The organism is Caulobacter sp. RHG1 (assembly GCF_013181195.1).
GTDB lineage: Bacteria > Pseudomonadota > Alphaproteobacteria > Caulobacterales > Caulobacteraceae > Caulobacter.
In genome coordinates this window covers 206,260-232,576 of the sequence record NZ_SMZP01000002.1, presented here as the reverse complement: position 1 = coordinate 232,576, position 26,317 = coordinate 206,260, and the positions used below count along the sequence as shown (strand labels likewise).

Annotated in this window: 23 protein-coding genes and 1 pseudogene; 14 read left to right on the top strand and 10 right to left on the bottom strand. The window is 67.4% G+C overall.

The window, feature by feature from the left end; genetic code table 11:
* The first annotated feature begins 81 nt into the window (after positions 1–81).
* A complete protein-coding gene (locus E1H18_RS04930; RefSeq protein ID WP_172264280.1) occupies positions 82–2,355 on the top strand; it encodes a nitric-oxide reductase large subunit in 2,274 nt (757 codons plus the stop codon).
* A gap of 65 nt (positions 2,356–2,420) precedes the next feature.
* Here the strand turns inward: E1H18_RS04930 and E1H18_RS04925 are convergent, their stop codons facing one another.
* From E1H18_RS04925 to E1H18_RS04895, 7 genes are all read right to left on the bottom strand, one after another.
* Complete coding sequence (locus tag E1H18_RS04925) at positions 2,421–3,509, bottom strand: alpha/beta hydrolase (protein WP_172264278.1); 1,089 nt, start codon at positions 3,507–3,509, stop codon at positions 2,421–2,423.
* 320 nt (positions 3,510–3,829) lie between these two features.
* A complete protein-coding gene (locus E1H18_RS04920) occupies positions 3,830–6,214 on the bottom strand; it encodes a TonB-dependent receptor (RefSeq protein ID WP_172264276.1) in 2,385 nt (794 codons plus the stop codon).
* A 302-nt stretch (positions 6,215–6,516) separates the two neighbouring features.
* A complete protein-coding gene (locus E1H18_RS04915; RefSeq protein ID WP_172264274.1) occupies positions 6,517–7,881 on the bottom strand; it encodes an FAD/NAD(P)-binding protein in 1,365 nt (454 codons plus the stop codon).
* Between the two features lie 60 nt (positions 7,882–7,941).
* A complete protein-coding gene (locus E1H18_RS04910) occupies positions 7,942–8,247 on the bottom strand; it encodes a hypothetical protein (RefSeq protein ID WP_172264272.1) in 306 nt (101 codons plus the stop codon).
* Positions 8,244–10,784, bottom strand: coding sequence for a cbb3-type cytochrome c oxidase subunit I (locus E1H18_RS04905; protein WP_172264270.1), 2,541 nt, complete (start codon positions 10,782–10,784; stop codon positions 8,244–8,246). Before E1H18_RS04905 ends, E1H18_RS04910 begins: the two co-directional genes overlap by 4 nt.
* A complete protein-coding gene (coxB, locus tag E1H18_RS04900) occupies positions 10,781–11,737 on the bottom strand; it encodes a cytochrome c oxidase subunit II (RefSeq protein WP_172264268.1) in 957 nt (318 codons plus the stop codon). Before coxB ends, E1H18_RS04905 begins: the two co-directional genes overlap by 4 nt.
* Positions 11,727–12,083, bottom strand: coding sequence for a cytochrome c family protein (locus E1H18_RS04895; RefSeq protein ID WP_172264266.1), 357 nt, complete (start codon positions 12,081–12,083; stop codon positions 11,727–11,729). Before E1H18_RS04895 ends, coxB begins: the two co-directional genes overlap by 11 nt.
* Positions 12,084–12,172: 89 nt before the next feature.
* Between E1H18_RS04895 and E1H18_RS26645 the strand changes: the two are divergent.
* Positions 12,173–12,778, top strand: a pseudogene (locus E1H18_RS26645) (cytochrome c); the annotation flags it as partial.
* Between the two features lie 16 nt (positions 12,779–12,794).
* On the opposite strand, the gene E1H18_RS04885 reads toward E1H18_RS26645, so the two are convergent.
* A complete protein-coding gene (locus tag E1H18_RS04885; RefSeq protein ID WP_241735896.1) occupies positions 12,795–13,505 on the bottom strand; it encodes a cytochrome b in 711 nt (236 codons plus the stop codon).
* Complete coding sequence (locus tag E1H18_RS04880) at positions 13,502–14,233, bottom strand: cytochrome c oxidase assembly protein (RefSeq protein ID WP_172264262.1); 732 nt, start codon at positions 14,231–14,233, stop codon at positions 13,502–13,504. The genes E1H18_RS04885 and E1H18_RS04880 overlap by 4 nt, the downstream gene beginning before the upstream one ends.
* Before the next feature lie 129 nt (positions 14,234–14,362).
* Here E1H18_RS04880 and E1H18_RS04875 point away from each other — a divergent pair, with 129 nt between their 5' ends.
* From E1H18_RS04875 to E1H18_RS04865, 3 genes are all read left to right on the top strand, one after another.
* Positions 14,363–15,190 carry a TIGR02587 family membrane protein gene (locus E1H18_RS04875; protein WP_370526427.1) on the top strand — a complete coding sequence of 276 codons (828 nt, stop codon included), beginning with the start codon at positions 14,363–14,365 and terminating at the stop codon, positions 15,188–15,190.
* Positions 15,190–15,591 carry a hypothetical protein gene (locus E1H18_RS04870; RefSeq protein WP_172264258.1) on the top strand — a complete coding sequence of 134 codons (402 nt, stop codon included), beginning with the start codon at positions 15,190–15,192 and terminating at the stop codon, positions 15,589–15,591. The genes E1H18_RS04875 and E1H18_RS04870 overlap by 1 nt, the downstream gene beginning before the upstream one ends.
* 78 nt (positions 15,592–15,669) lie before the next feature.
* On the top strand, positions 15,670–16,515 hold the full coding sequence (locus E1H18_RS04865; RefSeq protein WP_172264256.1) for a LysR family transcriptional regulator: 846 nt from the start codon (positions 15,670–15,672) through the stop codon (positions 16,513–16,515).
* 252 nt (positions 16,516–16,767) lie between these two features.
* Here the strand turns inward: E1H18_RS04865 and E1H18_RS04860 are convergent, their stop codons facing one another.
* The gene (locus E1H18_RS04860; RefSeq protein ID WP_370526426.1) at positions 16,768–17,121 is read right to left on the bottom strand and encodes an L-rhamnose mutarotase; all 354 of its coding nucleotides are present in this window, start codon (positions 17,119–17,121) and stop codon (positions 16,768–16,770) included.
* A 116-nt stretch (positions 17,122–17,237) separates the two neighbouring features.
* Here E1H18_RS04860 and E1H18_RS04855 point away from each other — a divergent pair, with 116 nt between their 5' ends.
* The 9 genes from E1H18_RS04855 to lldD are packed head-to-tail and all read left to right on the top strand — an operon-like array spanning position 17,238 to position 26,288.
* Positions 17,238–18,392: an aldose 1-epimerase family protein gene (locus E1H18_RS04855; RefSeq protein WP_370526425.1), complete on the top strand. Its 1,155-nt coding sequence runs from the start codon at positions 17,238–17,240 to the stop codon at positions 18,390–18,392.
* 2 nt (positions 18,393–18,394) lie between these two features.
* On the top strand, positions 18,395–19,147 hold the full coding sequence (locus E1H18_RS04850; RefSeq protein WP_172264250.1) for an SDR family NAD(P)-dependent oxidoreductase: 753 nt from the start codon (positions 18,395–18,397) through the stop codon (positions 19,145–19,147).
* A 25-nt stretch (positions 19,148–19,172) separates the two neighbouring features.
* Positions 19,173–20,360 carry a CaiB/BaiF CoA-transferase family protein gene (locus E1H18_RS04845; protein ID WP_172264248.1) on the top strand — a complete coding sequence of 396 codons (1,188 nt, stop codon included), beginning with the start codon at positions 19,173–19,175 and terminating at the stop codon, positions 20,358–20,360.
* Complete coding sequence (locus E1H18_RS04840; protein WP_172264246.1) at positions 20,357–21,472, top strand: ABC transporter substrate-binding protein; 1,116 nt, start codon at positions 20,357–20,359, stop codon at positions 21,470–21,472. The genes E1H18_RS04845 and E1H18_RS04840 overlap by 4 nt, the downstream gene beginning before the upstream one ends.
* 10 nt (positions 21,473–21,482) lie before the next feature.
* Complete coding sequence (locus E1H18_RS04835) at positions 21,483–22,253, top strand: enoyl-CoA hydratase/isomerase family protein (RefSeq protein ID WP_172264244.1); 771 nt, start codon at positions 21,483–21,485, stop codon at positions 22,251–22,253.
* 9 nt (positions 22,254–22,262) lie between these two features.
* Positions 22,263–23,417 carry a fumarylacetoacetate hydrolase family protein gene (locus E1H18_RS04830; protein ID WP_241735924.1) on the top strand — a complete coding sequence of 385 codons (1,155 nt, stop codon included), beginning with the start codon at positions 22,263–22,265 and terminating at the stop codon, positions 23,415–23,417.
* A gap of 12 nt (positions 23,418–23,429) precedes the next feature.
* A complete protein-coding gene (locus E1H18_RS04825; RefSeq protein WP_172264240.1) occupies positions 23,430–24,386 on the top strand; it encodes a D-glycerate dehydrogenase in 957 nt (318 codons plus the stop codon).
* Complete coding sequence (locus E1H18_RS04820; protein WP_172264238.1) at positions 24,370–25,149, top strand: kinase; 780 nt, start codon at positions 24,370–24,372, stop codon at positions 25,147–25,149. The genes E1H18_RS04825 and E1H18_RS04820 overlap by 17 nt, the downstream gene beginning before the upstream one ends.
* Entirely contained in the window at positions 25,146–26,288 is a 1,143-nt protein-coding gene (gene lldD, locus E1H18_RS04815) for an FMN-dependent L-lactate dehydrogenase LldD (RefSeq protein WP_172264236.1), read from the top strand. The genes E1H18_RS04820 and lldD overlap by 4 nt, the downstream gene beginning before the upstream one ends.
* Positions 26,289–26,317: the final 29 nt, after the last annotated feature.

The following is a 26,317-nucleotide window of genomic DNA, read 5'->3' as shown; positions in this document are numbered from 1 at the left end:
ACAACGTCCGCCGGAGCTGCCCCGCGCATCTTTCCGGTCAACGCCGCAGGGACTCTCCCGCGGCATTGGGGAAAGCGAGCGATGAACACGCGAAGACTATGGTTCGTCCTCGCCCTGGTTATGGCGGTGTCGTTCACCGTCCTGGGGCTGATGGGACGCGAAATCCACCGACAGGCGCCGCCGATACCGGCCCAGGTGGTCGATCCGGCCGGCCAGGTGCTGGTCACCAAGACCGACATCCAGACCGGCCAACTGGCCTGGCAATCGATGGGCGGCCAGCAGGTCGGCTCCATCTGGGGGCACGGCGGCTATGTCGCGCCCGACTGGTCGGCCGACTATCTGCACCGCGAGTCGGTGGCCTTGCTCGACCTGTGGGCCCAGCGCGACTTCAAGGTCGCCTACGACGCCCTGCAGCCTGAACAGCAGGCCGGCCTGCGCGAGCGCCTGAAGCGCGAGATGCGGACCAACACTTACGACGCCAAGACCGACACGGTAACGCTGAGCGCCGATCGCGCCCAGGCCATGCGCCAGGTGCGGGGGCACTACGAGACCCTGCTGGGCTCGGACCCGTCGCTGGAAAAGCTGCGCGAGCAATATGCGATCGCCAATGGCGCGGTGAAGGATCAGACCCGGCGCACGGCCATCTCGGCCTTCTACTGGTGGTCGGCATGGGCGGCGGGCACGGAGCGTCCCGGCCAGACGATCACCTATACGGCCAACTGGCCGCATGAAGAGCTGATCGGCAACCGGCCGACCACCGCCGCCATCGTCTGGTCGATCGCCAGCATCATCCTGCTGATCGGCGCGGTTGGCGGGCTGGTCTTCTGGCACAGCAAGACCAAGGTCGAGGAGCACCTGCCGGCGCCGGTCCAGGATCCGCTGGCGCTGATGAAGCCCACAGCCTCGATGAAGGCCACGGGCAAGTACTTCCTGACCGTCATCGGCCTGTTTCTGCTGCAGGTCGGCCTGGGCGCGGTGACGGCCCACTACGCGGTCGAGGGCCACGACTTCTACGGCATCCGGATCTCGGAGATCATTCCCTATGCGGTGACCCGCACCTGGCACACCCAGCTGGCCGTCTTCTGGATCGCCACCGCCTGGCTGGCCACTGGCCTCTATGTCGCGCCGATGATCTCGGGCCACGAGCCCAAGGGGCAGAAGCTGGGCGTCGACCTGCTGTGGGTCGCCCTGGTCGTGGTCGTGTTGGGCTCGATGGCCGGCGAGTGGCTGGGCGTTCAGCAGGTGTTCGACCTGAAGACCAACTGGTGGTTCGGTCACCAGGGCTGGGAATATGTCGACCTGGGCCGCTTCTGGCAGATCCTGCTGTTCGTGGGCCTGATGAAGTGGCTGGTGCTGGTCGGTCGCGCTCTGTGGCCGGCCCTCAAGGTCCCGTCGGACAGCAAGCCGGTCCTGTGGATCCTGTTCCTGTCGACCATCGCCATCGGCCTGTTCTATGGCGCGGGCTTCATGTGGGGCAAGCACACCCACATCAGCATCGTCGAGTACTGGCGCTGGTGGGTCGTCCACCTGTGGGTCGAAGGCTTCTTCGAGGTGTTCGCCACGGCGGTCATCAGCCTGCTGATGGTCAAGCTGGGCCTGGTCCGGGCCAAGACCGCCAACGGCGCGGTGCTGTTCGGGACCATCGTCTTCCTGTTCGGCGGCGTGCTGGGCACCGCCCACCACTGGTACTTCGCCGGCACCCCGGTCTCGGTGATCGCCATCGGCTCTGTGTTCTCGGCCCTCGAGGTCGTGCCGCTGGCCCTGATCGGCGCCGAGGCCTACGAGACCTTCCGCCACACCAAGGCCGCCCCGTGGGTCGCGACCTATCGCTGGCCGATCTTCTTCTTCGTGGCGGTGTCGTTCTGGAACCTGCTGGGAGCCGGCGTCTTCGGCTTCATGATCAATCCGCCGGTCAGCCTGTATTTCATCCAAGGCCTGAACACGACGGCCACCCACGCCCACGCCGCGCTCTTCGGGGTCTACGGCATGCTTGGGATCGGCCTGCTGCTCTTCTGCTTCCGGGGCCTGGCGCGCCACGAGGCCTGGGACGACCGCCTGCTGGCCTGGACGTTCTGGCTGCTGAACGGCGGCTTAGCGATGATGATCTTCCTGTCGCTGCTGCCGGTCGGCGTGGTCCAGGCCATCGCCAGCATCGAGCATGGCATGTGGTACGCCCGCTCGCCGGCGGTGATCCACTCGCCGCTGGTCCAAACCCTGGTCTGGATGCGGGTGCCCGGCGACATCGTCTTCGCCGGCGGGGCGTTCACTCTGGCCGCCTTCGCCGCCAAACTCCTGATCGGTTCGCGCCGGTCCGCCGCCAGACAACCGAAGGAGGCAGCCATCCCGGCCGAATGATGAGACGAACCTGAACACCGAGAGCGGCCGGACACCTTGCGGGTCCGGCCGCTTTCTTTTGAGCTCTAGAGGCCCAGGGCGCTCTTCAGCTTGCTGCCGGCATAGGCTTCGGCGTCCTTGGCGTCGGCCACGACCGGGCCCATGCCGAAGAACTCGTGGGTAACGCCGGCATACTCCTTGAGATCGGTCTGCACGCCGGCGGCCTTCAGCTTGTCGGCCAGGTTGGCGCCGTCGTCGCGCAGCGGATCGATTTCGGCCAGGATGATCGTGGTCGGCGGCAGGCCGGCCAGATCGGCGCCGACCAGATTCAGGCGCGGATCGGTCGCCTGGGTTGGATTGGCCAGGGTGTTGGTGAAGAACCAGGCCAGCATCGGTGTGTTCAGCGGCTTTGCGGTCGCCTTGGAGACCTTCGAGCCGGTGGCCATGTTGCTGTCGGCCACCGGATAGACCGCGATCACGGCCTTGGGCGCTGCGAGCTTCTGGTCGCGGGCGGCGATGGCGACATTGACGGCCATGTTGCCGCCGGCGCTCTCGCCAGCCACCGCGACGCGGGTCGGATCGCCGCCGAAGCTCTTGGCGTTCGCTAGCACCCACTTGTAGGCGGCGATGGCGTCATCATGGGCGGCCGGGAACTTGGCCTCCGGCGCATGACGGTACTCGATCGAGACGACGATCGCGCCGCTTTCCTTGGCCAGGCTGCGCGCGCCGCCGTCATAGGTGTCGAGGTCGGCGATCACCCAGCCGCCACCGTGTATGTAGAGCACCACCGGCGTGTTCGTCCCGGCTCCAGCCGGCGTATAGACGCGCGCCTTCTGCGAGCCGGCGGCCGAAGCATACGTAATGTCCTTGGTGGTCACCGAGGTGTCCGGCGCCAGGCCCTTCTCGGTCATCAGCGCCTTGACGGCGTCGGCCGGGGTCGGTTGAGCGCGGGCTTCGGTCGGGGACAGGGTCTCGATCGGTTTGCCGCCCAGCGAGGCCAGTTTGTCCAGCACTGCCTGCATATCAGCGTCGGCCTTGCCCGCCTCGGTCGTCTGGCTGGCGGCTGCGGGCGTATCGCCGGTCGTCTTGTTCTCCTCGGTCTTGGGAGAGCAAGCCGTGACGGCCAGCGCGAGGGCCGAGGCGGCGCCGACGAGCGCGAGGGAACGAGCATTCATGGAGCGGGACCTTCCTGTCCTGGGGCGTCCGCAGGTGCGGATGGACATGGCCAATGCGGCCGGAGGTCATTGAGTTCCTGAGCTTATCCAGTGGCGCTTGGCGAGAAAGGCCGCGTCTCCGGCGCAGCGATCGGACCGCGCCGGAGACGCTCGCGTCGGCCCCACAAGCCGAGCGGAGATCGTGACGCCTCAAGGGGAGGAGCGACGTCACAAGTAAATCCTATTCAATAAGTAGGTTTTTGGTCGATGGAGATTTTCTGAGATCGCTCGCAGGTCTCGCGCGATCGCTGGCGCGAGACCCTCGTCGAGCCGGCCGGCGGCTAGAAGTCCGCCGAGATCGTGAACTGGATCGTCCGCGGCGACGCTGGCCGGAAGCTGGCTGGCGTGTTCACCGTGGTGCTGATCGTGCCCAGATAGTCCTTGTCGAACAGGTTATCGACATTGACCCGCGCCTTGACCTGGCTGAACGGGCCCGCCGCGAAGCCGTCGCCGATGTCGATATAGGCGTTGACGATCGTGTAGCCGCCGACGCTCTCGCTGTTGATGAAGTTGGTGAAGCGGCTCTCCAGGTGACGGGCTGAGACGTTGACCAGCAGGCCGTCGAACGGCTCCAGCGTCACGCCGCCCTGGACAACCCAGTCGGGGAAGTCGGGCACCTTCTTGCCGGCGATGGGCAGGGTGGCCGGGGTCGCCGTGGTGCTGGCCCGGTAGTTCAGCACGTCGTCCTGGAACTTGGCGTCGTTGTACGAGACGTTGGCGTTGAAATAGGCCCGACCAGCGAAGATTTCGGGCTTCCACTGGCCGCTGAATTCGACGCCCTTGGCCTTCACCGCCCCGACGTTCTGGAAGAAGGTCTCGGTCACGCCGCCGCCGCCGGGCACCAGCGAGGCGAAGGATTGCAGCCGGTTCTTGAACTCGGTCTGATAGGCCACGATCGAGGCGTTGAACGTCCGGTGGTTGGCGCGGTAGCCGATTTCCCAGTTGGTCGAGGTCTCGGGCTCGGGCGCGGCCACGGTCGGGCTGGCGGCCGAGAAGATGTCGTCGGCGCCGCGTGGCAGGGCCATGTTCTCAGAGTAAGAGGCGAAGACCTGGTCGCGGCCGGTGACGTTGTACACCCCGCCCACCTGCGGCAGGAAGCTGTCCTTCCAGTTGGCTTTCAGGATCGGGTGGCGACCGTTGATGTAGTCGGCCGGGTTGCGATAGCCGGCGATCTTGTAGTCGATGTCCGTGGCCTTGAAGCCCAGCTCCAGCTTCAGCTTGGAGTCCAGCAGGGTGAGGGTGTCCTTGACGAAGAACTGCTTGGTTTCGCGCAGGGACTTGTAGTCACGCTGGGCGTGGACTCGCTCGTTGAACAGGGGCGCGCCGTCGGGGTGGCCATTCTCGACGTTGTAGCGGTTCTGGGTGCGGTGATAGTCGTCGTTCTCGACCCAGAGGCCGGCTTCGATCTTGTTGAAGCCCAGATGCCAGGAGACCTTGGCGGTCAGGCCCTGGCGGATGCCGTCGACGCCGGACAGGCCGTACTGGATGCCGCGCGGGGCGACGATGCCGGCCACTCTGCCGATCTGGGCCCTATGGCTGGCGTCGGAGGTGCCATAGGCCTCGGGGGAGACGCCATAGCCGCCCTTGTCTTCGTAGTAGGCGGTAGTCGTCAGGTCGACATTGTCGCTAATCGGCGTGTTGAGGGTCAGACCGTAGAGGTGGTCCTTTCGCTTGTTGACCGCGAACTTGTAGTATTGGGCGTAGTTGGCGTTCGAATAGGTCGGACCGGTCGCCGTCGCGGGGAGGTTCGTCCCGGTCTCCGCCGTGCCGGCTGCGCCCGGATTGGGAATATAGCCCAGATAGGCGAAGTTACGGCCTTTGCGGCCGAAGATGTCGCCGGTCACGCTGTTGTACTGAGCCAGCGTGATCGACGGGCTATCATAGTCGAAATAGTCATTATGGACGGTCTGGAAACTGATGTCGCCGCCGTTGGGTAGCTCGTAACGCAGCTTGCCCTCGATATGTTTGCGATCGATGTCGCCGGGGCCGCGCCAGAGGTCGCCCTTGATCCACGAGCCGCTGACATAGCCCGACACCGGGCCGATCTTGCCCGACTCCAGTCGCAGGAAGCCGCGGCGAAGGGCGTTGCTGCCCAGGGTGCCGCTGACGGAGCCGCCGGCCTCCGCGGACGGGGCCTGAGTGAAGTAGTCGACGATCGGGCCCAGCGAGGCGTAGCTGGGCAGGGCGACGTCGCCCGCGCCGGCCGAGGCGGTTACTCGCAGCAGGTTCTCGTTGTCGACATAGCGATAGATCGGGCTGCCGCCGAACTGGTCGCTGCGGCCCATGGGGATGTTGTCCAGCAGGAAGCCGATTTGCTGGAAGTTGAAGGCGCGCACCGAGACCGAATTGCCGAACTCGTACATGCCCAGGGCGTCATTGGCCTGGACGTTGAAGCCAGGCAGGGACTCCAGCATCTTCAGGCCGGTGACGCCGGCGGGCGCCGAAAGCAGCGCCTCGCGGGTGATCGAGACCGTGGCGGTGGCGTGGTCGGTGCCGATGGCGACGCTGGCCTCCGACAGGCGCTTGCCGGTGACGACGACGGAGTCGAGCTCGGTCTTGTCGGTTTCCTGAGCCAGGACCGGCGTCGCGCCTCCCAGCACGGTTGCGGCCAGAAGGAGCGCGCGAAGGCGCGGCGCAGCTTTACGGAAGGTCATCACGATCCCCAATCTTTATTGACTGAGGAGGAGCGTCGTGGATCAGCGTTCGGTAGGTAAATTCATAATTTCTGATTTCAAAGAATAGATAACTTAAGTCGAAGTGGCGAGCATTCGTGTCCATTTTGTGAACATCGATTATGCTTATGAGCTCTGATTATAAGTAAATGCCTATCGCGCGGCCCGAGGTGTTCGGTCGCGATCCTTCTGCTCTGTGGCGGCATTGAGCGAAGCATTCGCTCGCGCGGTCAAGGCGGCGTGGCGGACGGTGCGTCGCGCGGCGCCGTTCTGCGAGCAATCGCGGCGCCAGGCGCCTAGCTTCGGCCCAATCCAGCCAGGGTCGCGGCGGCGACGGCCGCGACCTGCCCGCGGATGTCCGGTACGGCCGTGATCTCCCAGAAGGCGCCGCGCGTGGCGGGGCCGACGGCCAACAGGGTGGGGGAGGCGACGCCCGAGACGTCACGGACCCGGTTATCGTCGTCGACGTCCAGGCCCAGGCGCAGCGGGTCGGGACGGGCCAGGCCTCGGCGCAACAGGTCCTTCAGCAGCGCATCCGTCGACGCCAGGACATCGCCAGTGGGGCCGGTGCAGTTGATCACCGCCACGGAGCGCGCGACATAGTTCTGGCGCTTGCCCCGTCCGCGCCACTTGGCCAGCACCAGGCCGTCGGGCTGCTTGCCGATCTCGCGGATCTTGCCGGCGGCGACATGCAATTGGCCGCTAGCGCGCATCTGGCGGATTCGCGCGGCCACGGTCGGGGCCAGGCGGTGGCGGTGCACCTCCCAGAAGGGCCTCGCATGGCGCAGGAAGGCTTTCTTCTCGGCGACGGACCAATGCCGCCAAAGCGCCTGGGTCGCTGGGCGGACGGCGTCGATGGCGGTGCGCCAGCCGTGCTCGTCCGCCGCGCGCCGCAGCCAGGCCGTGGCCTCTAGTGGCGACAGATCTGACGGTGGCGGATCCAGGGGCGAGGCGGGCGGCGGCGTGCGATCGTGCTCTAGCGGCAGCAGTCCGCGGCGTGACAGGGCCATGATCGGCCTGCCTCTATGAGCGTCGTCAAGCGACAGGGCGACGTCGATCATGGTCAGGCCCGTGCCGATCAGCATCACCGGGCCGGGCGGAAGGGTCTCGGAATTCCACCGCCAGGGGTCAGGTATGTAGTCGCCGGTTGCGGCGAACGCATCGTCGATGCCCGGGGGGCGGGCTGGCGGCGGATTGCCAAGGGCCAGGACGACGGCGTGGACGGTGACGGCGCGGCCCATGGCGCACTGCAGCCGCCAGCCGTCGCCGCCGGGCTCGAGGCCGACCACGGCGTCAGGCGTGACCACCAGCCTGCCGGCTCCGTCCGGCCCCTCGGCGATCTCGGCCACCTGGCTCTGGATGTAGCGGCCGTAGTCGGCGCGGGTGGCGAAATCGGTTGCGCCCAGATGCAGCCCTTCGGCCGACAGCCAGTCGACGAAATGACCCCGCTCGCCCGGCCAGGCGCTCATATTGCCGGCCCGCACGTTCAGTCGATGGTGCGGGTTGTGGGTCGCATAAGCCGCGCCCAGCCCGACCGGCACGCGCCGCTCGAACAGGATCACCTTCACGTCCGGCGAGCGGCGCAGAAGGTTCAGGGCGGTCATGACGCCGCTGAAGCCCGCACCGATCACGGCGACGACGGGGGCTGGCGGGTGGGGCATGCGGGATACTCTATCGGCTTACTGGGAGTTTTCGGCGATCGCTTGGCGCGTGGCAAGCTGTCAGATGCGGCCGATCCAGTCGGGGGCCGCCTGGAACAGGATCGCCACCGCCGCGACGGCCGCGCCCAAGGAACCCAACCGTTCGCGGAACGCCTTTTCCGGCGGCGCTTGAGCCGCGCCGCGCCAGCAACCGATGACGAGGACAAGGGCCATCCCGAAGCAGCTTGCGGTGGAGACGTCGTGAAGGGTGTGGAGCGTCTGTGGCTTCATCGCCCTGATCGCATCCAGGCTGGGGACGGCGTAGACGAGGCCGAAGTGCAGCAGCCAGATGGCGAGGCCGCCCAACATGGTGCTCCAGCCGCTCATGGCGCGGCCAGGGCCAGCAGGCGCGGCAGGCATAGCAGCACAAGCCCCTGGGCGGCGACATAGGCCAGGAACAGTCCGATCAGCTGCATCGTCGCCGGCCGGTCGGAGCCGACATAGCCGAACGCCCAGCGCAGCACGACGTACAGCGCCATCAGGGCGCTGACCCCGACGAAGAAGCCTTGCCAGGCGTGCATGGCGTAGACGATCGCGCCTTGGGCGCTCATCGACGCTTTCAGGCCCGCCTCGCGCCAGCCGTTGAGGTCCAGGCCCCACGCCGCTGCGACGGCGGCGCCGGCCAGCACCATCAGCAAAGTCGCCAGTAGTGGGCGCTTCATCATGCGGTTGGCCAGCCAGGCTAGGGCGATGGCCGCCAGGTTCAGGCCGCCAGTCGTTAGGGCTGGCAGTAGGTTCACGGGCGCGGGCCACGGCGCTGTCGACCGGCTCCACAGGAAGACATAGGAGAAGACGCTCATCGCCAGCACCATGCCGGCGACCACCAGGGTGATGACCATCGCCCACCAGCCGGTGCTGGTCGGGCCGCTGTCATAGGTCTTGAGCTGGATACCCGCGCCGACATCGACCTTGGCCTGGGGCAGGGGGTGATCCAGGAACCAGCACCAGCGGATCACGCAGACGATCGCCAGCACGGCGCTGATCACCGAGGCGGCATAGGCCTGGATCGTCAGCAGCAGGAAGAACCCCGCCGTGAACACCGCCGCCCAGACGTGCCAGCCCGACGGCTTGGGCATTGGCAGCAGGTGCTGCGGCTCGGCGTTCAGCGGGCTGGTGACCAGAGTCTCGCGGCCGCCGGTCGGCGCGCCGGGCAGGAAGTAGCGACCGGCCACGACGTCACGCGCCAGGTTCTTCTGGTCCCAGACTGGATAGAGCGAGGTCACCACCGGGATCGAGCGGATCGAATAGAGCTCGGACGGCAGCCACTCCAGCCCGCCGCCATTGTAGGGGTTGCCGGCGCTGGCCCCGAACGGGCGGAAGTTGCGGCACATGTCGATAATCCAGACCAGCACCCCGACGGCGAACAGGAACGCTCCGACAGTCGAGATCAGGTTGGGGATCTCAAGATCCCGGCCCGGCGCATAGGTCCAGACCCGGCGCGGCATGCCCATCAGGCCCGACAGGTGCATGGGCAGGAAGGCCAGGTGCATGCCGGCGAACATCAGCCAGAACACCCACCGGCCCAGGTGCTCGCTGAGCGGCCGGCTGGAGCTCATCGGGGTCCAGTAGTAGATCGCCGCGAACAGCGGGAAGACCATGCCGCCGATCAGCACGTAGTGCAGGTGGGCGACGATGAAATAGGTGTCGTGGGCCTGCCAGTCGAACGGGACCATGGCCGCCATCACGCCGGTCAGCCCGCCCATTACGAAGATCAGCAGCGAGCCCAGCACGAAGAGGCCGGGCGTGTTGAACTTCATCTTCCCCGAGGCCACCGTGGCGATCCACGAGAAGACCTGCACCCCGGCGGGCAGGCTCACCGCCATGGAGGCGGCCGAGAACACGCCGATCGCGGTCCCGGGCATGCCCGTAGTGAACATGTGGTGCGCCCAGACCCCGAAGCTGATGAAGCCCGTGGCCAGGAAAGCCAGCACCACCATCCAGTGGCCGACCAGCTTGGTCTGCGACACGGCCGCCACCATGGTCGACATCGCGCCCGCCGCCGGCAGGAAGATGATGTAGACCTCCGGGTGGCCGAAGAACCAGAAGAGGTGCTGCCACAGCATCGGGTCGCCGCCGCGCGCCGCGTCGAAGAACGGCCAGTTCAACGCCCGCTCCAGTTCCAGCAGGGTGGTGGCCAGGATCACCGAGGGGAAGGCGATGATGATCATGCCGGCGAAGACCAGCATGGCCCAGGCGAAGATCGGCAGCTTGTCCAGGCTCATGCCCGGAGCCCGGGTCTTGAGCACCCCGACGATGATCTCGATGGCCCCGGCGATGGCCGAGATCTCGATGAAGCCGATGCCCAGGAGCCAGAAGTCGGCGTTGATCCCCGGCGAATAGGTGGTCGAGGTCAGGGGCGGATACATGAACCAGCCGCCATCCGGCGCCAGGCCGAAGAAGATCGAGCAGAAGAACGCCAGTCCGCCGATCAGATAGGCCCAGAACGCGTAGGCCGACAGGCGCGGGAAGGGCAGGTCGCGCGCGCCCAGCATCTGCGGCAGCAGCAGCACGCCCAGCGCCTCGACCGCGGGCACCGCGAAAAGGAACATCATCACCGTGCCGTGCATGGTGAAGACCTGGTTGTAGGTCTCCTGCGACAGCACGCCCTGCAGCGGCAGGGCCAGCTGGGTGCGCATGACCAGGGCCAGCACGCCGGCCAGCACGAAGAACAGCATGGCCGCGCCGACGTAATAGACGCCGACATAGTTGTTGTTGATCACCGTGATCCACTGCCAGCCCTTGGGGCCGCACCAGATCTCCTCAAGCGCCTCGACCTCGCCCTTGGGCCGGCGGCCCTTGGTCGGGAAGCGATCGTAGAGCGTGCGGTCGAAGCCGGTTTCCGAGGGCTCTTCGACGGCGCTCACTTCAGACTCTCGAGATAGCTGGAAATGGCGCGCAGCTCCGGACCCGTCAGGACGGGGTAGGCCGGCATGCGGTTGCCGGGCTTGATGGCCTGGCTGTCGGCGATCCAGCCGGCCATGGTTCCGGCATTGTTGGGCAGCACGCCTGCGCCCAAAGTCTGGCGGGATCCGACATGGGTCAGGTCCGGCCCGGCGACGCCGTTGGCGGAGGTCCCGCGCACGGTGTGGCAAGCCCCGCAGCCGGCGCGATCGAAGGCGGCCGCGCCGGTGCTCTGGACGGGCACGATAGCTGGTCGGCTGGTCTGAGCCCGCCAGCGTTCATAGTCCTCGGGCGCATGAGCGACGACGACGAAGGCCATCAGGGCGTGGGCGCCGCCGCAATATTCGGCGCACTGGCCGGCATAGGTCCCGGGCTTGTCGGCCTGCAGGCGCAGCACGTTGCGACGGCCGGGGATCATGTCCAGCTTGCCCGCCAGGCGCGGCACCCAGAAGCTGTGGATGACGTCGGTGGTCTCCAGCTCGAAGGCGATCGGGCGGCCGACGGGGATGTGGATCTCGTTGGCGTCCTGGAACGCCTCGCGGCCCGTCTCGTCCAGATAAGCCACACGCCACCACCACATCTCGCCGGTGACCCGCACGCGCAGGTCGCCCGGTTGGGGGGCTTCGGCCAAGCGGTTGGTCAGCGACAGGCCCCAGATCAGCAGGGCGCTCAGCACCACCAACGGAAAGCCCAGGCCGGCGATCCAGATCAGCGTCTCGCCGCCCAGCTTGCGGCGCCAGGCGGTCGGGCCGAACAGCGCCACGCCCAAGGCGACCAGCACCACGAGCGTGACCCCGGCCGCCATGGCCAGAAGGCCCCAGGTCAGGGTGTTCAACGGTTCCGCGAATGGGCCGGCCGGATCCAGCACTGGAGGCGGCCAGCCGGCCAGGCTCTCGTGGGCGGTCCTATTGGTCATCGAGCGTATAGAGATAGGCCGCGACGTCGCGGGCTTGGACTTCGGTGAGCCCCGTAGCGGGCATGGCAGTCTCGGGCGAAAGGGCCGGTGGATCGCGCAGCCAGCGCACGAGCACGTCGGGTTGATTGGGCAGCTTGCCGGCGATCAGGGCGCGGTCGGCAAAGCCTTTCAATGGGCCGCCGACCTGGCCCTTGGGCCAGTCGACGCCGGGAACGACATGGCATGCGCCGCAGCCGTGGCTTTCGACCAGGGCCAAGCCGCGCGCCGGATCTGCGCCGGTGATCTGCGGCCCTTCCGGACCCTTCTCGACGCAGGCGGCCAGGCCCGCACTGGCCAGGCCGATCATCGCTGCTCCAGCCGTTCCGCGCACGCCATCCCCACAGAAACTCAACGCAGCCTCAACCCGCCGGCGTGGCCAAGGTTCCGGAAGCGATCATGGGAACTGAGCCGCGGCAGGCCGGTTTAGCCGTTGTGCGCGCTTCCCAGCTTCTCTTCGTCCTGGCCGCCTTGATGGCGGCAACGGCCTGTGACCGGCCTGTCAGTCGGACCGACCAGGCCCTGACCGCCACCGGGCGTGTGACGGCCATGAGCGGCGGGGCCGGCGGGGCCTCCAACGCCTGCTTTGCTTGCCACGGCTTGGATGGGGAAGGCGACGGCGTCTCGGTTCCGCGCCTGGCGGGTCTCGACGCGGGCTATCTGCAGAAGCAGATGGAGGACTACGCCTCGGGCATCCGCCCGGATCCGGTGATGACCGCCGTGGCCAAGGCGCTGGACGACAACGCCCGCCGGTCGGTGGTCGCCTACTATGCTGGCCTGGCGCCCAGACGCTCGAACGCCAGCGCCATCCCTGCGCCTGCCATCTGGCGCGAAGGCGATCCCGCGCGTGGACTGACGGCCTGCGCATCCTGTCACGGCGCTGGCGGCGAGGGTGTCGGTCGAGGGCAGCCGGTGCTGGCCGGTCAGCCGGCGGCCTATACCCGCGAGCAAATGGATCGCTGGCGGGCGGGCAAGCGCCGCAACGACCCCCGCGCGGCCATGACCGACATCGCCCGCAAGCTTACTTCTGAAGAGATCGGCGCCTTAGCGGCCTGGTTAGAGCAGCGACCTGCTTCTCCAGCGCCCGCCAGCGACGCTGCCAGCGCGTCCGCCGCGGCGGCAGCTGCGGGGCGATCGGCAGCATCCCGTGAAGGACGTCGTCTCGATCGATGAAGTGATGCTTCAGCGCCGCCCCCGCATGGATGGGGATTAGCGCCAGCAGGCTCAGCACCAGGCCCCAATGCATCCATTCGGCGGCGGCCTCGATGGCCCATAGGGTCGGATTGCTGAGCGCCCCCAGCGGCATCAGTGGCCATGGGATCACACCCAGCAGCGTCAGTTCGGTCTCGCGCGCCGTGGCTGAGACGATCGCCCAGCCGCTGAGGGGCAGCCCCAACAAGCAAGTGTAGAAGACGTAGTGGGTGATGTGGGCGGCGGCGCTCTCCCAGCCCGGCTTGTCGGCGTCGTTGATGATGTCGGGCGCGAAGGCGCGCCAGCCCAGCCGTCCCAGCACCAGGACCAGCATCAGGATGCCGACCGCGAAGTGCAGTTCGTACGCGGCCATCATGCCCGGCCCGGCGGGCGCCCGACCCATCCAGAAACCCCATCCCAGCTGGAAGATCGCCAGGCCGGCCATGGTCCAGTGGAAGGCGATGGCCACCGGCGAATAGCGCCCTTCGTCGGCATGACCGGCGGCCCATTCGAAGATGTTCTCGATCAACCGGTCGATCATGCGGGCTGCGCGCTCGGCTGAGGCCGTAGCAGCCGGCTCAGGAGCCATAGGGCGAAGACCAGATAGACCGCTGCCGCCGGGATCCACATGATCAGCCCTGCCAATTGCTGGTCCGCGACCGGGGGCAGGCCCCAGGCAGTGGTGGTCAGGGCATGCGGCGCGTAGAGGGCGCGCGGCGTGAAGGTCAGGATCGCACCCAGCAGGCCCATCAGAACCATGGCTGCGAGCAGGCCCGCGACGGCGGCGGGCGGCGGCGCGGCGCGGACGGCGCGCCAGGCGGCGACGGCGCTGGCCAGCAGGCTGGCCTGCATCAGGGCGTAAGCCAGGTCATTCGACATCGCCCAGCCATAGGCGGCAGGAGCATGCCAGCCCCAGAACACTGTGGCGAAGACCAGGGTGGTCGCCGCGACGTGCGGCTTGCCTTTCGAAAGAGGGAGAGCCCAGGCGATCAGCGGTGCGACGGCGACGGTCAGCAGCACGTGATGCGCCGTCCGAGCCGAAAATAGCGCCGAGCTCAGGGCGCACAGCGGCGACACGAAGATGACCAGCAGGACGGCGATCGCGGCGAACGCGAGGTGGCGGCGGCTCGGCGAGAAAGCGATCAGGGCTGCGCCGAGGCCAGCGATCAGCGTCAAGGCCACCGGTTCGAGATTCCAGCGCGTCCACAGCTCGGCTGGGGTCGGCCCCGCTCCGCAATAGGGCAGCCATAGACGGTCGGCATTTTGCATATGGCGGGCTTTCCGGTGGCGCTCCCTTGGCAAATCCCCGGGCGACGGGGCCGTTCCCGCTGGATATGCGAAGGAACCGGCCGCCAAGCCTGGCCGTTGGCTGGTCGGAAGCTTGGGGAGGATGCGCTAGTGAACGCCGCCAGGGACGCCAATCTCGACTATGGCGCCGCCCTAGCGCGGGCGTTCGGCGGCGCTTTGCTGTTCTCGTTCCCGCTGCTGATGACCATGGAGATGTGGTCTTTGGGTATGACGGTCGATCGCTGGCGGCTCGTGATATTCCTGGTGCTGACGATCCCGATGCTGATCGGACTTTCGTACTACGCCGGCTTTGAATCGACCTTCCGGCTGAAGGATGAAGTGCTGGACGCCCTGGCGGCGTTCGGGGTCGGATTTCTGCTGTCGGCGGCGCTTCTGGGGATGTTTGGCGTGCTGCGCGGTGATGGCGTCGGCTCGCAGGCCGTGTGGGGCAAGATCTCGCTGTGCGCTGCGCCGGCCGCCATCGGCGCGTTGCTGGCTGGAAAGCAGTTGGGCGAGCGCGGGCCTGGCCGAGGGGAGAAGGCTAGGGCAGGAGCGGTGGGCGAGCTTTTCCTGATGGCCGTGGGCGCGACCTTTCTGGCCTTCAACGTCGCCCCGACCGAAGAAATGATCCTGATCGCCTACCAGATGGGCCCGCTTCAGACGCTGCTGCTGATGACCGCCTCGATCGTGCTGCTGCACCTGTATGTCTATCGTCTGGGTTTTCCGGGGGAGACCAAACGGCGAGAGGCGGGCGGCTTTCGGCGCACGTTCGTGGCCTTCACCGCGCCGGGCTATGGCGTGGCCCTGATGGTCAGTCTCTACATGCTGTGGACGTTTGGCCGGACGGATGGTGTGGCGCCGCATGAGGTCGCCACCATGACCATCGTCCTGGGCTTCCCCGCCGCCTTGGGCGCGGCGACCGCGCGGTTGGTCGTTTGATGGCTAGAGCCAAGTCGAAAGCTTCGACGGACGACATTCCGCCGCTGGAGTGGGCCGCGGCAGGAGTCGGTCTGTGTCTGGCGGCCACGGCCATCGGCCTGACGGCATGGGATGCGGCGTTCGGTGTCGACAGTCCGCCGGCGATCGAGGTGCGGTTGACGAAGGTGACGCCCACGCCCTACGGCTATGTCGCCCAGATCGAGGCCTTCAATCACGGCGGCGCACCGGCTGCTCAGGTCGCCGTGGAGGGGGTTCTGGCTGGCGCGGAGCCTGAGACCGCCAGCGCCACCTTCGACTATATTCCCGAGCAATCACGCGCCGAGGGCGGGCTGATCTTCGAGCACGATCCGCGTGCAGGGCCGCTGAAACTACGCGCCAAGGGCTTTATCGAGGCGTCCTAAGGAGCGCTTGACGGCCACCCGCGGCGCATGACAACGATAAATTGCACAACTCTATCGTTCAAATGTGGAAAAGCACACGTGTTCGACTGGGAGGATCTGAGGCACTTTTCGGTGTTCGCGCAACGCGGCTCTTTGTCGGCGGCGGCGCGAACCCTGGCGGTCGACCATGTCACCGTCGCCCGCCGCATAGCCGCCCTGGAAGCGCAGCTGGGCCTGGAGTTGGTCGAGCGAAAGCCTCGAGCCTACATCCTGACCGGCGACGGCGAGCATGTCGCGCGTTTGGCGGATCGCATGCTAACCGAGTCTCTGGCGATCGAGCGTGTTTCTCGCGCTGGCGGGATAAATCTGACCGGCGAGATCGTCGTCCATGCGCCGGCGGCGCTGTCGGCGGTCCTGATCGCCCCAAAGCTGGCCAGGCTTCGAGAAGCCCATCCCGATCTGATGCTGCGCCTCGACGCGGCCGGCGGCGAGGCGGACCTTGTTGTCCAGTGGGGAAGGCCGGCTGGCGGCGCCAAGGGCGGCCGCAAGCTGGGGGCATTGCGTTTCGGTCTCTTCGCTACGCCGGGCTATCTGAATGTCCGTGAGGACGCGGACTTCAAGTTCATCGACGATGAGGCCGAGCAGGACGTGTCGCCTGAAGCCGACTGGTTGAAGGTGCAGGCGGGCCGCCGGGCGGTGGTGTTTCGCAGCGGCGACCTCTTGGTGCGGCGGGCGGCGGCTCTAGCCGGCATTGGCGTTGCGGCCTTGCCTGAGGCCTTGTCGGGCAGTTTGGCGCGTGCGCCCGACGATGGGCTGTTGCTGGAGCGCGAGGTCTGGCTGATCGTTGCAGAGGACGTCCAGGACGCCGCCGCCATCCGTGCCGTGGGCGATTTCCTTGAAAGCTGCTTTACGCCCTCGGCCCTGGCCATGGCGGCCCTGAGCTAGGGCGTTGCCTGGCAGCCGGAATCAACGACCTAACGGCTCTTATTGAAGTCAGATGGGCCGCTTTCCAGGCTTCGTCTGCGTAAATTCACAAGTCCAACTTCGTCATGTGAATTTACTCACTGATTGCATTGGCGTTTATCGCCTCTGACGCGCACAGCGCACGCTGTGATCCGGAATTCCAGCGAGTAGGGCTCCAAGGCAGGCGCTGCCGTTCCTCCGCAGAGGCCGTGGATCGCTAAGGCGCAGCCTCGACTAGGGCTGTTCCGACAAGGCGTAAATTCGCTCCATTTCGACCCAGGTCTGTGCAGGCGCGAAGGATAGGGATTTCTGAAAGGTCCGCATCAGGGCGTCCCAAGCCTGGACATCCGGATTGGCGGCGTCGCGAGCAGCCTTGGCAGCGGGGTCGTACCGGTCGCCCTGTTCCAGGATCATGAACATCCGGTCGCCGACGAGCCAGATCTCGAGTTCACGCACATCATCGGCGCGAATGGCTGCAGTAATCGCGGCGGGCGGTCCGCCGGCCGCGTGCCAAGCGCGATAGCGGGCGATCTGAGCCGGATCATCGTGCAGGTCGACGGCGAAACAGCGTCGGGTGGTGGCGCTCACATCGGCCTCGACAAGGTCGTTGACGGGATCATCTTGGTCCTTATAAACATCATACATATTATCTTACCGAGCCGGTGTCAGGGAGGCAAGGCGTGGTCCAGTTGTACGGAGAAAGCGTGAGTCGTCGCGCCCTGGCCGAGCGCACCGGCGCGCTGTCGCAGTTCGCCGGCGTGCGGCTGTCGACCCTGGGCGACGGGGTCGAGCGCGGTGTTCGGCAGCTGGAATTCCGCACCGGTACGGGCCTGCGTTTCACCGTCCTGATCGACCGAGCCATGGATATCGCCGAGTGCGAGCACAGCGGTCGTGCGGTTGGCTGGCACTCGCCGTCAGGCTTCCGTCATCCGGGCTTGCATGAGTACGAAGGGGAGGGCGGCCTGTCCTGGTTCCGGTCGTTCTCGGGCCTGATGGTCACCTGCGGCCTGGATCACGTGCTGTTCATGCACGACGACCCGGCCGAGCACTATTTCTACGGCCCCAAGAAGACCGTCAGTTCGTCGCTGCATGGGCGCGTCGGCACGATCCCGGCCCGGCTGACCGGCTATGGCGAGCGCTGGGAGGGTGACACGTGCATCCTGTGGGCCGAGGGCGTCGTCCAGCAGTCGACGGTGTTCGGCGAGGACCTGCACCTGATCCGCCGGATCGAGGCGACGGTCGGCTCCGACGAGATCCGCCTGCACGACCGCGTGGTCAATCACGGCTTCTACACGACGCCGCACATGTACTGTTATCACATCAATGTCGGCTATCCGGTGCTGGCTGAGGGCTCGCGCTACGTGGCCCCGATCCGCGACGTGATCTGGGCATCGCACGCGGGCGAGGACTATCAGAAGCAGGGCGTCGGCTACCGCACCCTGCCGTCGCCGATCCGCAACTTCCACGAACAGGTCTGGCAGCACGACATGGCCCCCGACGGCGAGGGCAAGGTCAATGTCGCCCTGGTCAACGAGGCCCTGGGCTTCGGCTTCGAGGTCCAGACCCTGAAGTCGCAGTTCCCGGCCATGTACGAATGGCAGAATTTGCATGCCGGCCACTACGCCCTGGGCATCGAGCCCTCGACCAACCACGTGCTGGGTAAGGATTTCGCCCGCGAGCGGGGCGAGCTGATCCAGTTGGAGCATGGCGAGGAGCGCCGCTACGACAGCGTGTTCCGCATCCTGCCGGATGCGGCGTCGGTGTCCGAAGCCGTGGCTCGCATCGAAGGCGTCTCCCGCCAGCCGGCCGAGGACTATCCCGCGCCGTCCGGCGCCTATCCCGCCATCGGGGGGCGCTGAGCATGGATCTGGACGGTAAGGTCATCCTCTACACCGGCGCGGCCGGCGGTCTCGGCCAGCAGACCTCGCTGCAATTGATGGCGCGCGGCGCCACCGTCGTGGCCGTCGACAACGACCCGGCCAAGGTCGCGGCTCTGAAGGCCGCCGCCGAGAACGTCTCGGCCGGCAAGCTGATCGTCTCCACTTCGGACCTCTCTGAGCTGGAAGGCTTCCGCGCCGCCCTGCGCGTGCTGTTGGCCCAGGTCGGCGGCTTCGACGTGGTGATCAACAACGCCGCCATCTACCCGTCCAAACCATTCGAGGACTACACGATTGAGGACCACCAGTTGGTCCAGCGGATCAATGTCGACGCGGCGATCGTGGCGGTGCAGGAGGCCTTGCCGTCCATGCGCGCCAAGGGTTTCGGCCGCATCCTCAACATCTCCAGCATCACCATTTCCGGCGAGTGGGCGAACCTGTCACCCTATGTCGCCTCCAAGGGCGCGCTGATCGGCCTGACGCGGGCCTGGGCGCGCGAGTTCGGGCCGTACGGGATCACCGTCAACGCCATCGCCCCCGGGGCCTTCCCGACCGACGCCGAGAAGATCCACCCCGATCCCGAGGGCTACACCCGTCACGTCCTCGACAGCCAGGCCATCAAGCGCCGCGGCCATGTCGGCGACATCGCTCACGCCATCGCCTTCTTCGCCGCCGACGCGGCGGGCTTCATCACCGGCCAGACGCTGCATGTGAACGGCGGCTGGGTGATGAGCTGATCCAGCCAAAAGGTCTTTGATTACAATGGGTATCCTCAGCGGAATCCGCGTTCTCGACTGTTCGATCGCCATGGCCGGCCCGTTCGCCGCCCAGCGCATGGGCGACATGGGCGCTGACGTCATCAAGGTCGAGCCGACCACCGGCGAATGGCAGCGCCACGTCTCGGCCGGCGGCGCGCGCGGCAACCAGATCAACGTCTCGTTCCTGTCCCTGAACCGCAACAAGCGCTCGCTGGCCGTCGACTTGAAGAGCGCCGAGGGCAAGGCCTTGCTGCTGGAGATGGTCAAGACGTCCGACGTCTTCCTGCAGAACTATCGCCCCGGCGTGGCCCAACGTCTGGGCGTCGACTACGAGACGCTGTCGAAGATCAATCCGCGCCTGATCTATGTGTCGATGTCGGGCTATGGCGAGGACGGGCCCTACAAGAACTATCCCGGCCAGGACCTGCTGCTACAGGCTATGTCGGGGGCGATGATGTCCTCGGGGTCGGCCGACCAGCCGCCGCAGCCGGCCGGCCAGTATCTGGTCGACGCCATCACCGCCTATACCGCCTTCGAGGGCGCGCTGGCGGCTCTGTTCCACCGCGAACGGACGGGCGAGGGGCAGTTGGTCCAGATCAACATGCTGGACGCCATCACCACCATCCAGATGCAGGAGCTGTCGGTGTTCACGGTCGGCGGCAAGCCGCAGACCCGCTCGGCCGAGCCGCACGCCCACACCTACATCCGCGCGCCCTACGGCGTGTACCAGACCGCCGACGGCTACATCTCGATCGCCATGGCCTCGCTGAAGACGCTGGGGAAGCTGATCGAGGAACCGTTCTTCGCCGACCTGGACGACGAGACCGACAGCTGGACGCATCGCGACGAGATCTTCGCCTGCGTCCGCAAGCGCCTGGTCAATCGCACCAGCGCCGAGTGGCTGGCCCTGTTTCGCGAGCACGACATCTGGTGCGGCCCGGTCTACGGCTATGCCGACCTCGTCGAGGACCCGCAGATCGCGCACAACGGCACGTTCGTCGAGTACGACCACGCCAGCGAAGGCCGGGTGAAGACGCCGGGCTTCCCGATCAAGTTCTCCAAGACGCCCTCGACGATCGACCGCGGGGCGCCTCTGGTCGGTGAGCATACGCGCGAGATCTTGGCGCAGGCCGGCCGCTCGCCTGAGGACATCGAGGCCCTGATCCAGGCCGGCGTGGTCCGCTCGGCATGACCGCGCCTGCCTTTCGCGGCCTGACCTGGGATCACCCGCGCGGTTACAAGGCTCTGGAAGCCGCGGCCGCCCGGCTCGATCCTGCCCGCGACGGTCTGTCCCTGACCTGGGAGCGCCACTCGCTGGAGGGCTTCGAGGAGCGGCCGATCGGCGAGCAGTGCGCGCTATACGACCTCGTGGTGCTGGACCATCCGCATGTCGGGGAGGCGGTCGCCGCCCACTGCCTGCGGCCTTTGGAAGAGCTGTTTTCGCCCGAGGAGATCGCGACTTGGCGTGACGCGGCCATGGGCAAGAGCCTGGCCAGCTACCACTATGCCGGCCAGCACTGGGCGCTGCCACAGGACGCCGCCACCCAGGTCATGGCGTGGCGTCGGGATCGGCTCGAAGCGCCGCCGGTGCTGTGGGAAGAGGTGGCTCGGTTATCCGGGACTGGCGGAGTCGTGCTGTCGCTGTCGGGGCCTCACGCGGCCCTGACCTTCCAGTCGATCTGCGCGGCGCATGGCGGCACGTTCCGTGATCGGGCCGAGGCGCGCGCGGCGTGGGATCTGCTGGTTCGGCTGGCGGGTAACAGCCCGCAGGCCCTGCGGCCGCTGAACCCGATCGGCATCCTTGAGCATATGAGCCGCAATGACGACGTCGCGTTGTGTCCGTTGGTCTACGGCTATGTGAACTACGCGCCCGGCGGAGCCCTGGGTTTCGCCGACGCGCCGCGCGTGATGGCGGACGGGCCAGTGGGCTCGATCCTGGGCGGCACGGGGATCGGCGTCTCGCGCTGGTGCAAGGTGACGCCGGAGCTTCTGGACCACCTGCGCTGGCTGATGTCGGAAGACGCCCAGCGCGGCTTCATCCCGGAGCACGAGGGCCAACCGGCTCTCAAGAGCGCCTGGCGCGATCCGGCCGTCAACGCCCGCTGGGGTGGGTTCTACGCCGACACCTACGCCACCCTGGACGGCGCCAGTCTGCGCCCGCGCCACGATGGAGCCATCGCCTTCCAGACGGCGGCCTCGCAACGCATCCGCATGGGCCTCGAAGGCGGCGAACCAGCCGACCGGGTGCTGGACGACCTTTTGGCGCAGTTCGAGCGCCACCGCCCGGCGGGCACCGAGATCTGAGGACTGCACGATGAGCCAAGACGTTTTGTTCGAGGTGACGGGCCACGTCGCCGTCATCACCCTGAACCGCCCGCAGAAGCTGAACGCGGTCACGCCCGACATGGCCAAGGCCGTCGAGGCGGCGATCGCGCAGGTCGACGCTTCCGACACCATCCGCTGCGTGGTCATCACCGGGGCGGGGGAGAAGGCGTTCTGCGCCGGGTCTGACATCGCCACTCTGGACAGCTACGAGACGCCCTGGGACTTCCGCAATCGCGGCGACTATTGCGACGCGGTGCGTCTGTGCCGCAAGCCGACCATCGCCGCGGTCAACGGCTACGCTCTGGGCGGCGGGCTGGAGACGGCGATGAGCTGCGATATCCGCATCGCCTCGACCAACGCCAAGTTCGCCGCGCCGGAGATCAAGCTGGGCTGGATCGGCGGCGGCGGCATGGCGGCGGGGCTGGTCCATTCGATCGGGGCTTCGAACGCCGCCCTGATGATCCTGACCGGCGATCCCGTCGACGCCGAGCGCGCCCGTGAGTGGGGTCTGGTCAGCGAGGTCACCGCGCCCGAGAGCCTGCTGGCCCGCGCAGTGGCCCTCGCCGAGATCATCGCCTCGCGGGCCCCGATCGCCGCCGAGACCGCCAAGCTGAACCTGAAGGCCGCCCACGCCATGCCGTACGAAAAGGCCGTGGAGTATGAGCGCGACCTGCAGACCATCTGCTTCGCCACCCAGGACGCCGCCGAGGGCCGCGCGGCCTTCGCCGAGAAGCGTCCACCCGTGTTCCGCCGCCGGTAAGCCATGTCTCTGAAGCCTTCCGATATTCTGCCTGCCGACACGCGGGCCCTGCTGTTTGGCCGCGTCTGGTCGCCCGCCGGCCCCGCCGTGGTCCGCGTCGATGGCGATCGCCTGACCGACGTGTCGCGCACCTTCCCGACCGCCCGCGACCTGTGCGAGGCCGATGATCCGGCTGGCGCTCTGCGCGGCGCAAAGGGCGAGGACTTGGGCCTGTTGGCCGACATCTTGGCCAATACCGATCCCGACACGCGCGATCCCGCCAAGCCCTGGCTGCTGTCGCCGATCGACCTGCAGGCCGTGAAGGCGGCGGGGGTCACCTTCGTCACCTCGATGCTGGAGCGGGTGATCGAGGAGCGGGCGCGCGGCGATCTGTCGGCGGCGGCGGGCCTGCGTGGTCAGATCCGCGACCTGGTCGGCGACGATCTGCGGCGGCTGAAGCCCGGCTCGCCCGAGGCGGCGGCGCTGAAGGAGACCCTGATCGCCGCCGGCGCCTGGAGCCAGTATTTGGAGGTCGGCATCGGTCCGGACGCCGAGATCTTCACCAAGGGCCAGCCGATGTCGTCGGTCGGCACGGGCGCCGATGTCGGGGTGCATCCGGCCTCGACCTGGAACAATCCCGAGCCGGAGGTAGTGCTGGCGGTGTCGTCCACCGGCCGGATCGTCGGCGCGGCGCTGGGTAATGACGTCAATCTGCGCGACGTCGAGGGTCGCTCGGCCCTGCTGCTGGGCAAGGCCAAGGACAATAACGCCGCCGCGGCCGTCGGGCCGTTCGTGCGGCTGTTCGACGAGACCTTCGACCTCGACACTGTGGGCCGTCTTGAGATCGCCCTGACCGTCACCGGCGAGGACGGCTTCGTCATGCGCGGCCGCTCGTCGCTCAGCGAGATCAGCCGCGCGCCGGCCGATCTGGTGGCCCAGGCCATCAACGAACATCATCGCTACCCCGACGGGCTGGTGCTGTTCCTGGGGACCCTGTTCGCGCCGGTCGAGGACCGCTACGAAAGCGGCAAGGGATTCACCCACGCGACGAACGACGTGGTCCGCATCGCCTGCGACGAACTGGGTGCGCTGGTCAATCGCGTGCGCCCGACCGACGTGTGCGAGCCGTGGACGTTCGGCGTCGCGGACCTGATGCGGAACTTGGCCCGTCGCGGCCTGATCTGAGACGAGACCACGATGAAGCCGAAGATCCTGATCAGCCGTCGCTGGCCGCAAGCCGTCCAGGACCGACTGGCCGCGCGCTACGACGTGACCCTGAACGCGAGCGACACGCCGCTGACGATCGATCAGCTGACGGCGGCGATGGCCGAGTACGACGCGCTGTGCCCGACGGTCTCCGACAAGATCCCGGCGCAGGTGTTGTCGGCGCCGGGCGCGCGCGTGAAGATCATCGCCAACTACGGCGCGGGCTTCGAGCATATCGACCTGGAGGCCGCCAAGGCCGCCGGCCTGGTGGTGACCAACACGCCCGACGTCCTGACCGATGCGACAGCCGAGTTGGCCGTGCTGCTGATGCTGATGACCAGCCGGCGGGCAGGCGAGGGCGAGCGCGAGCTGCGGGCCGGTCAGTGGGCGGGCTGGCGGCCGACGCATCTGCTGGGCCAGTCGCTGGCCGGCAAGACCCTTGGGTTGGTGGGCTATGGCCGCATTGCTCGCGCCACGGCTCTGCGGGCCAAGGCGGCGCTGGGGATGGAGATCGCCTATTACAGCCGCCGCCGCGCGACCGACGAGGACGGCGCGACCTACTATGAAAGCCTGGAGAGCCTGGCGGCGGCCTCGGACGTGCTGTCACTGCACACGCCGGGCGGTGCGGAGACCCACCACATGGTCGACGCCGCGCTGCTCTCGCGGATGAAGCCGACGTCGATTCTGATCAACACCGCCCGCGGCTCGGTGGTGAACGAGTACGACCTGGCCAAGGCCCTGACCGACGGCGTCATCGCGGGCGCGGGCCTGGACGTCTATCAGGGCGAGCCCAAGGTCGATCCGGTGCTGCTGGCCGCGCCCAATGCGGTGCTGCTGCCGCACCTGGGCAGCGCCACGCTGGAGACCCGCACGGCCATGGGCATGAAGGTCGCCGACAATCTCGACGCCTTCTTCGACGGAAAACCGCCCCTTGACCGCGTCGCTTGACGCTGTCGAGCAGGCCCTGGACGGCTGGCGCGGCGACGGGCCGTTCGTCCTGGGCGTCTGCGGTGCGCAGGGCTCGGGCAAGTCGACCCTGGCCGAGGGGCTGACTGAGCGGTTGACGGCCCGCGGTCTGCGGGCCGCGACGCTGTCGCTCGACGATCTCTATCTCTCCCATGCGGAGCGGGCGCGGTTGGGCGAGGTCGTCCATCCGTTGTTCGCCACCCGCGGCGTTCCCGGCACCCATGACGTCGCGCTGGGCCTTCGCTTGCTAAGCGCCCTACGCGCAGGCCAAGACGCGGTGCTCCCGCGCTTCGACAAGGCGACGGATGATCCCGCGTCGACCGGAGCGCCGGTGAACGGGCCGCTGGACGTCCTGATCTTCGAAGGCTGGTGCGTCGGCGCCCGCGCCCAGGACGACGCGGCTCTATTGGCGCCGGTCAACGCCCTTGAGGCGAAGCGTGATCCAGACGCCACGTGGCGTCGGTTCGTGAACCAGGCCCTGGCCACCGACTATGCCGATCTCTTCGCCCGCATCGACCGGCTGGTTCTGCTGGCCGCGCCCGGGTTCGAAGTCGTGCGCGACTGGCGCATCCAGCAGGAGCACGAACTCCGTGCTCGGGTCGGCGAGGAAGCGCGGACGATGAGCGACGACGAGATCGGCGTCTTCATCCAGCATTACGAGCGCCTGACCCGCCACATCCTTTCCGACATGCCGGCCTATGCGGACCTGACGCTACGGCTCGACGAGAAGCGTCGCCTGACATGATCATCGCCTCGACCACCGACTTCCGGCGCGCCGCCGAGAAACGTCTCCCACGCTTCCTGTTCGACTATATCGACGGCGGGGCCTTCGCCGAGAAGACCCTGCAGCGCAATGTCGACGACCTGGCCGAGGTCGCCCTGCGCCAGCGGGTGCTGCGCGATGTCTCCGCGCTGAGCCTGGAAACGAAACTGTTCGACGAGACCCTGGCCATGCCGGTGCTGCTGGCCCCGATCGGCCTGGGTGGCATGGCGGCTCGCCGCGGCGAGCTGCAGGTCGCCAAGGCGGCGACGGCGGCCAACATCCCCTATGTCCTCTCCACGGTTAGCGTCTGCGACGCCAAGGCGGTGACGGAAGCTTCGGGGCGGCCGATCTGGTTCCAGCTCTATGTCCTCAAGGACCGCGCCTTCATGCGCGACGCCCTGGAGCGGGCCATGGCGCTGGGCGTGACCAAGTTGGTCTTCACCGTCGATATGCCGGTGCCCGGTTCGCGCTATCGCGATCCTCACTCGGGCATGAGCGGGCCTTGGTCGGGCGTGCGGCGGATGAAGCAGGCGGTGTTCAAGCCCGGCTGGGCCTGGGACGTGGGTCTGCACGGCCGTCCGCACGACCTGGGCAACATCTCGGCCTATCGCGGCAAGGCCACGGGGCTGGCGGACTATATCGGCTGGCTGGGCGAGAACTTCGACCCGTCGATCTCGTGGAAGGACCTGGAGTGGATCCGCGACGTCTGGAACGGCCAGATCATCATCAAGGGCATTCTGGATCCGGAAGACGCCCGCGACGCCCTGCGCTTCGGCGCTGACGGCGTGGTGGTCTCCAACCACGGCGGGCGGCAGCTGGATGGCGTTCTGTCCTCCGCCCGAGCCTTGCCGGCGATCGCAGAGGCGGTGGGCGGCCAGATGACCGTGCTGGTCGATGGCGGCGTGCGCACGGGCCTCGACGTCGTGCGGATGCTGGCCCTGGGCGCCGACGGCGTCATGCTGGGCCGGGCCTATATCTACGCCTTGGCGGCCGGCGGGCAGGCCGGCGTGACGCGCCTGCTGCAGTTGGTCGCCGCCGAGATGCGCGTGGCCATGGCCCTGACCGGCGTGACCTCGCCGGCGCAGATTACCCGTGAGATCCTGGCTCAAACGCATCCCTAAGGGACGCTCCAGGGTTGCTATAATATAAT

Coding starts and splice junctions, on each gene's coding strand:
- E1H18_RS04825 (WP_172264240.1), top strand. CDS start 23,430: ATGAAGCCGAAGATCCTGATCAGCCGTCGCTGGCCGCAAGCCGTCCAG.
- E1H18_RS04915 (WP_172264274.1), bottom strand. CDS start 7,881: ATGCCCCACCCGCCAGCCCCCGTCGTCGCCGTGATCGGTGCGGGCTTC.
- E1H18_RS04850 (WP_172264250.1), top strand. CDS start 18,395: ATGGATCTGGACGGTAAGGTCATCCTCTACACCGGCGCGGCCGGCGGT.
- E1H18_RS04840 (WP_172264246.1), top strand. CDS start 20,357: ATGACCGCGCCTGCCTTTCGCGGCCTGACCTGGGATCACCCGCGCGGT.
- E1H18_RS04925 (WP_172264278.1), bottom strand. CDS start 3,509: ATGAATGCTCGTTCCCTCGCGCTCGTCGGCGCCGCCTCGGCCCTCGCG.
- E1H18_RS04895 (WP_172264266.1), bottom strand. CDS start 12,083: ATGATCGGCCTGGCCAGTGCGGGCCTGGCCGCCTGCGTCGAGAAGGGT.
- E1H18_RS04835 (WP_172264244.1), top strand. CDS start 21,483: ATGAGCCAAGACGTTTTGTTCGAGGTGACGGGCCACGTCGCCGTCATC.
- E1H18_RS04880 (WP_172264262.1), bottom strand. CDS start 14,233: ATGCAAAATGCCGACCGTCTATGGCTGCCCTATTGCGGAGCGGGGCCG.
- E1H18_RS04910 (WP_172264272.1), bottom strand. CDS start 8,247: ATGAGCGGCTGGAGCACCATGTTGGGCGGCCTCGCCATCTGGCTGCTG.
- E1H18_RS04845 (WP_172264248.1), top strand. CDS start 19,173: ATGGGTATCCTCAGCGGAATCCGCGTTCTCGACTGTTCGATCGCCATG.
- coxB (WP_172264268.1), bottom strand. CDS start 11,737: ATGACCAATAGGACCGCCCACGAGAGCCTGGCCGGCTGGCCGCCTCCA.
- E1H18_RS04885 (WP_241735896.1), bottom strand. CDS start 13,505: ATGATCGACCGGTTGATCGAGAACATCTTCGAATGGGCCGCCGGTCAT.
- E1H18_RS04870 (WP_172264258.1), top strand. CDS start 15,190: ATGGCTAGAGCCAAGTCGAAAGCTTCGACGGACGACATTCCGCCGCTG.
- E1H18_RS04930 (WP_172264280.1), top strand. CDS start 82: ATGAACACGCGAAGACTATGGTTCGTCCTCGCCCTGGTTATGGCGGTG.
- lldD (WP_172264236.1), top strand. CDS start 25,146: ATGATCATCGCCTCGACCACCGACTTCCGGCGCGCCGCCGAGAAACGT.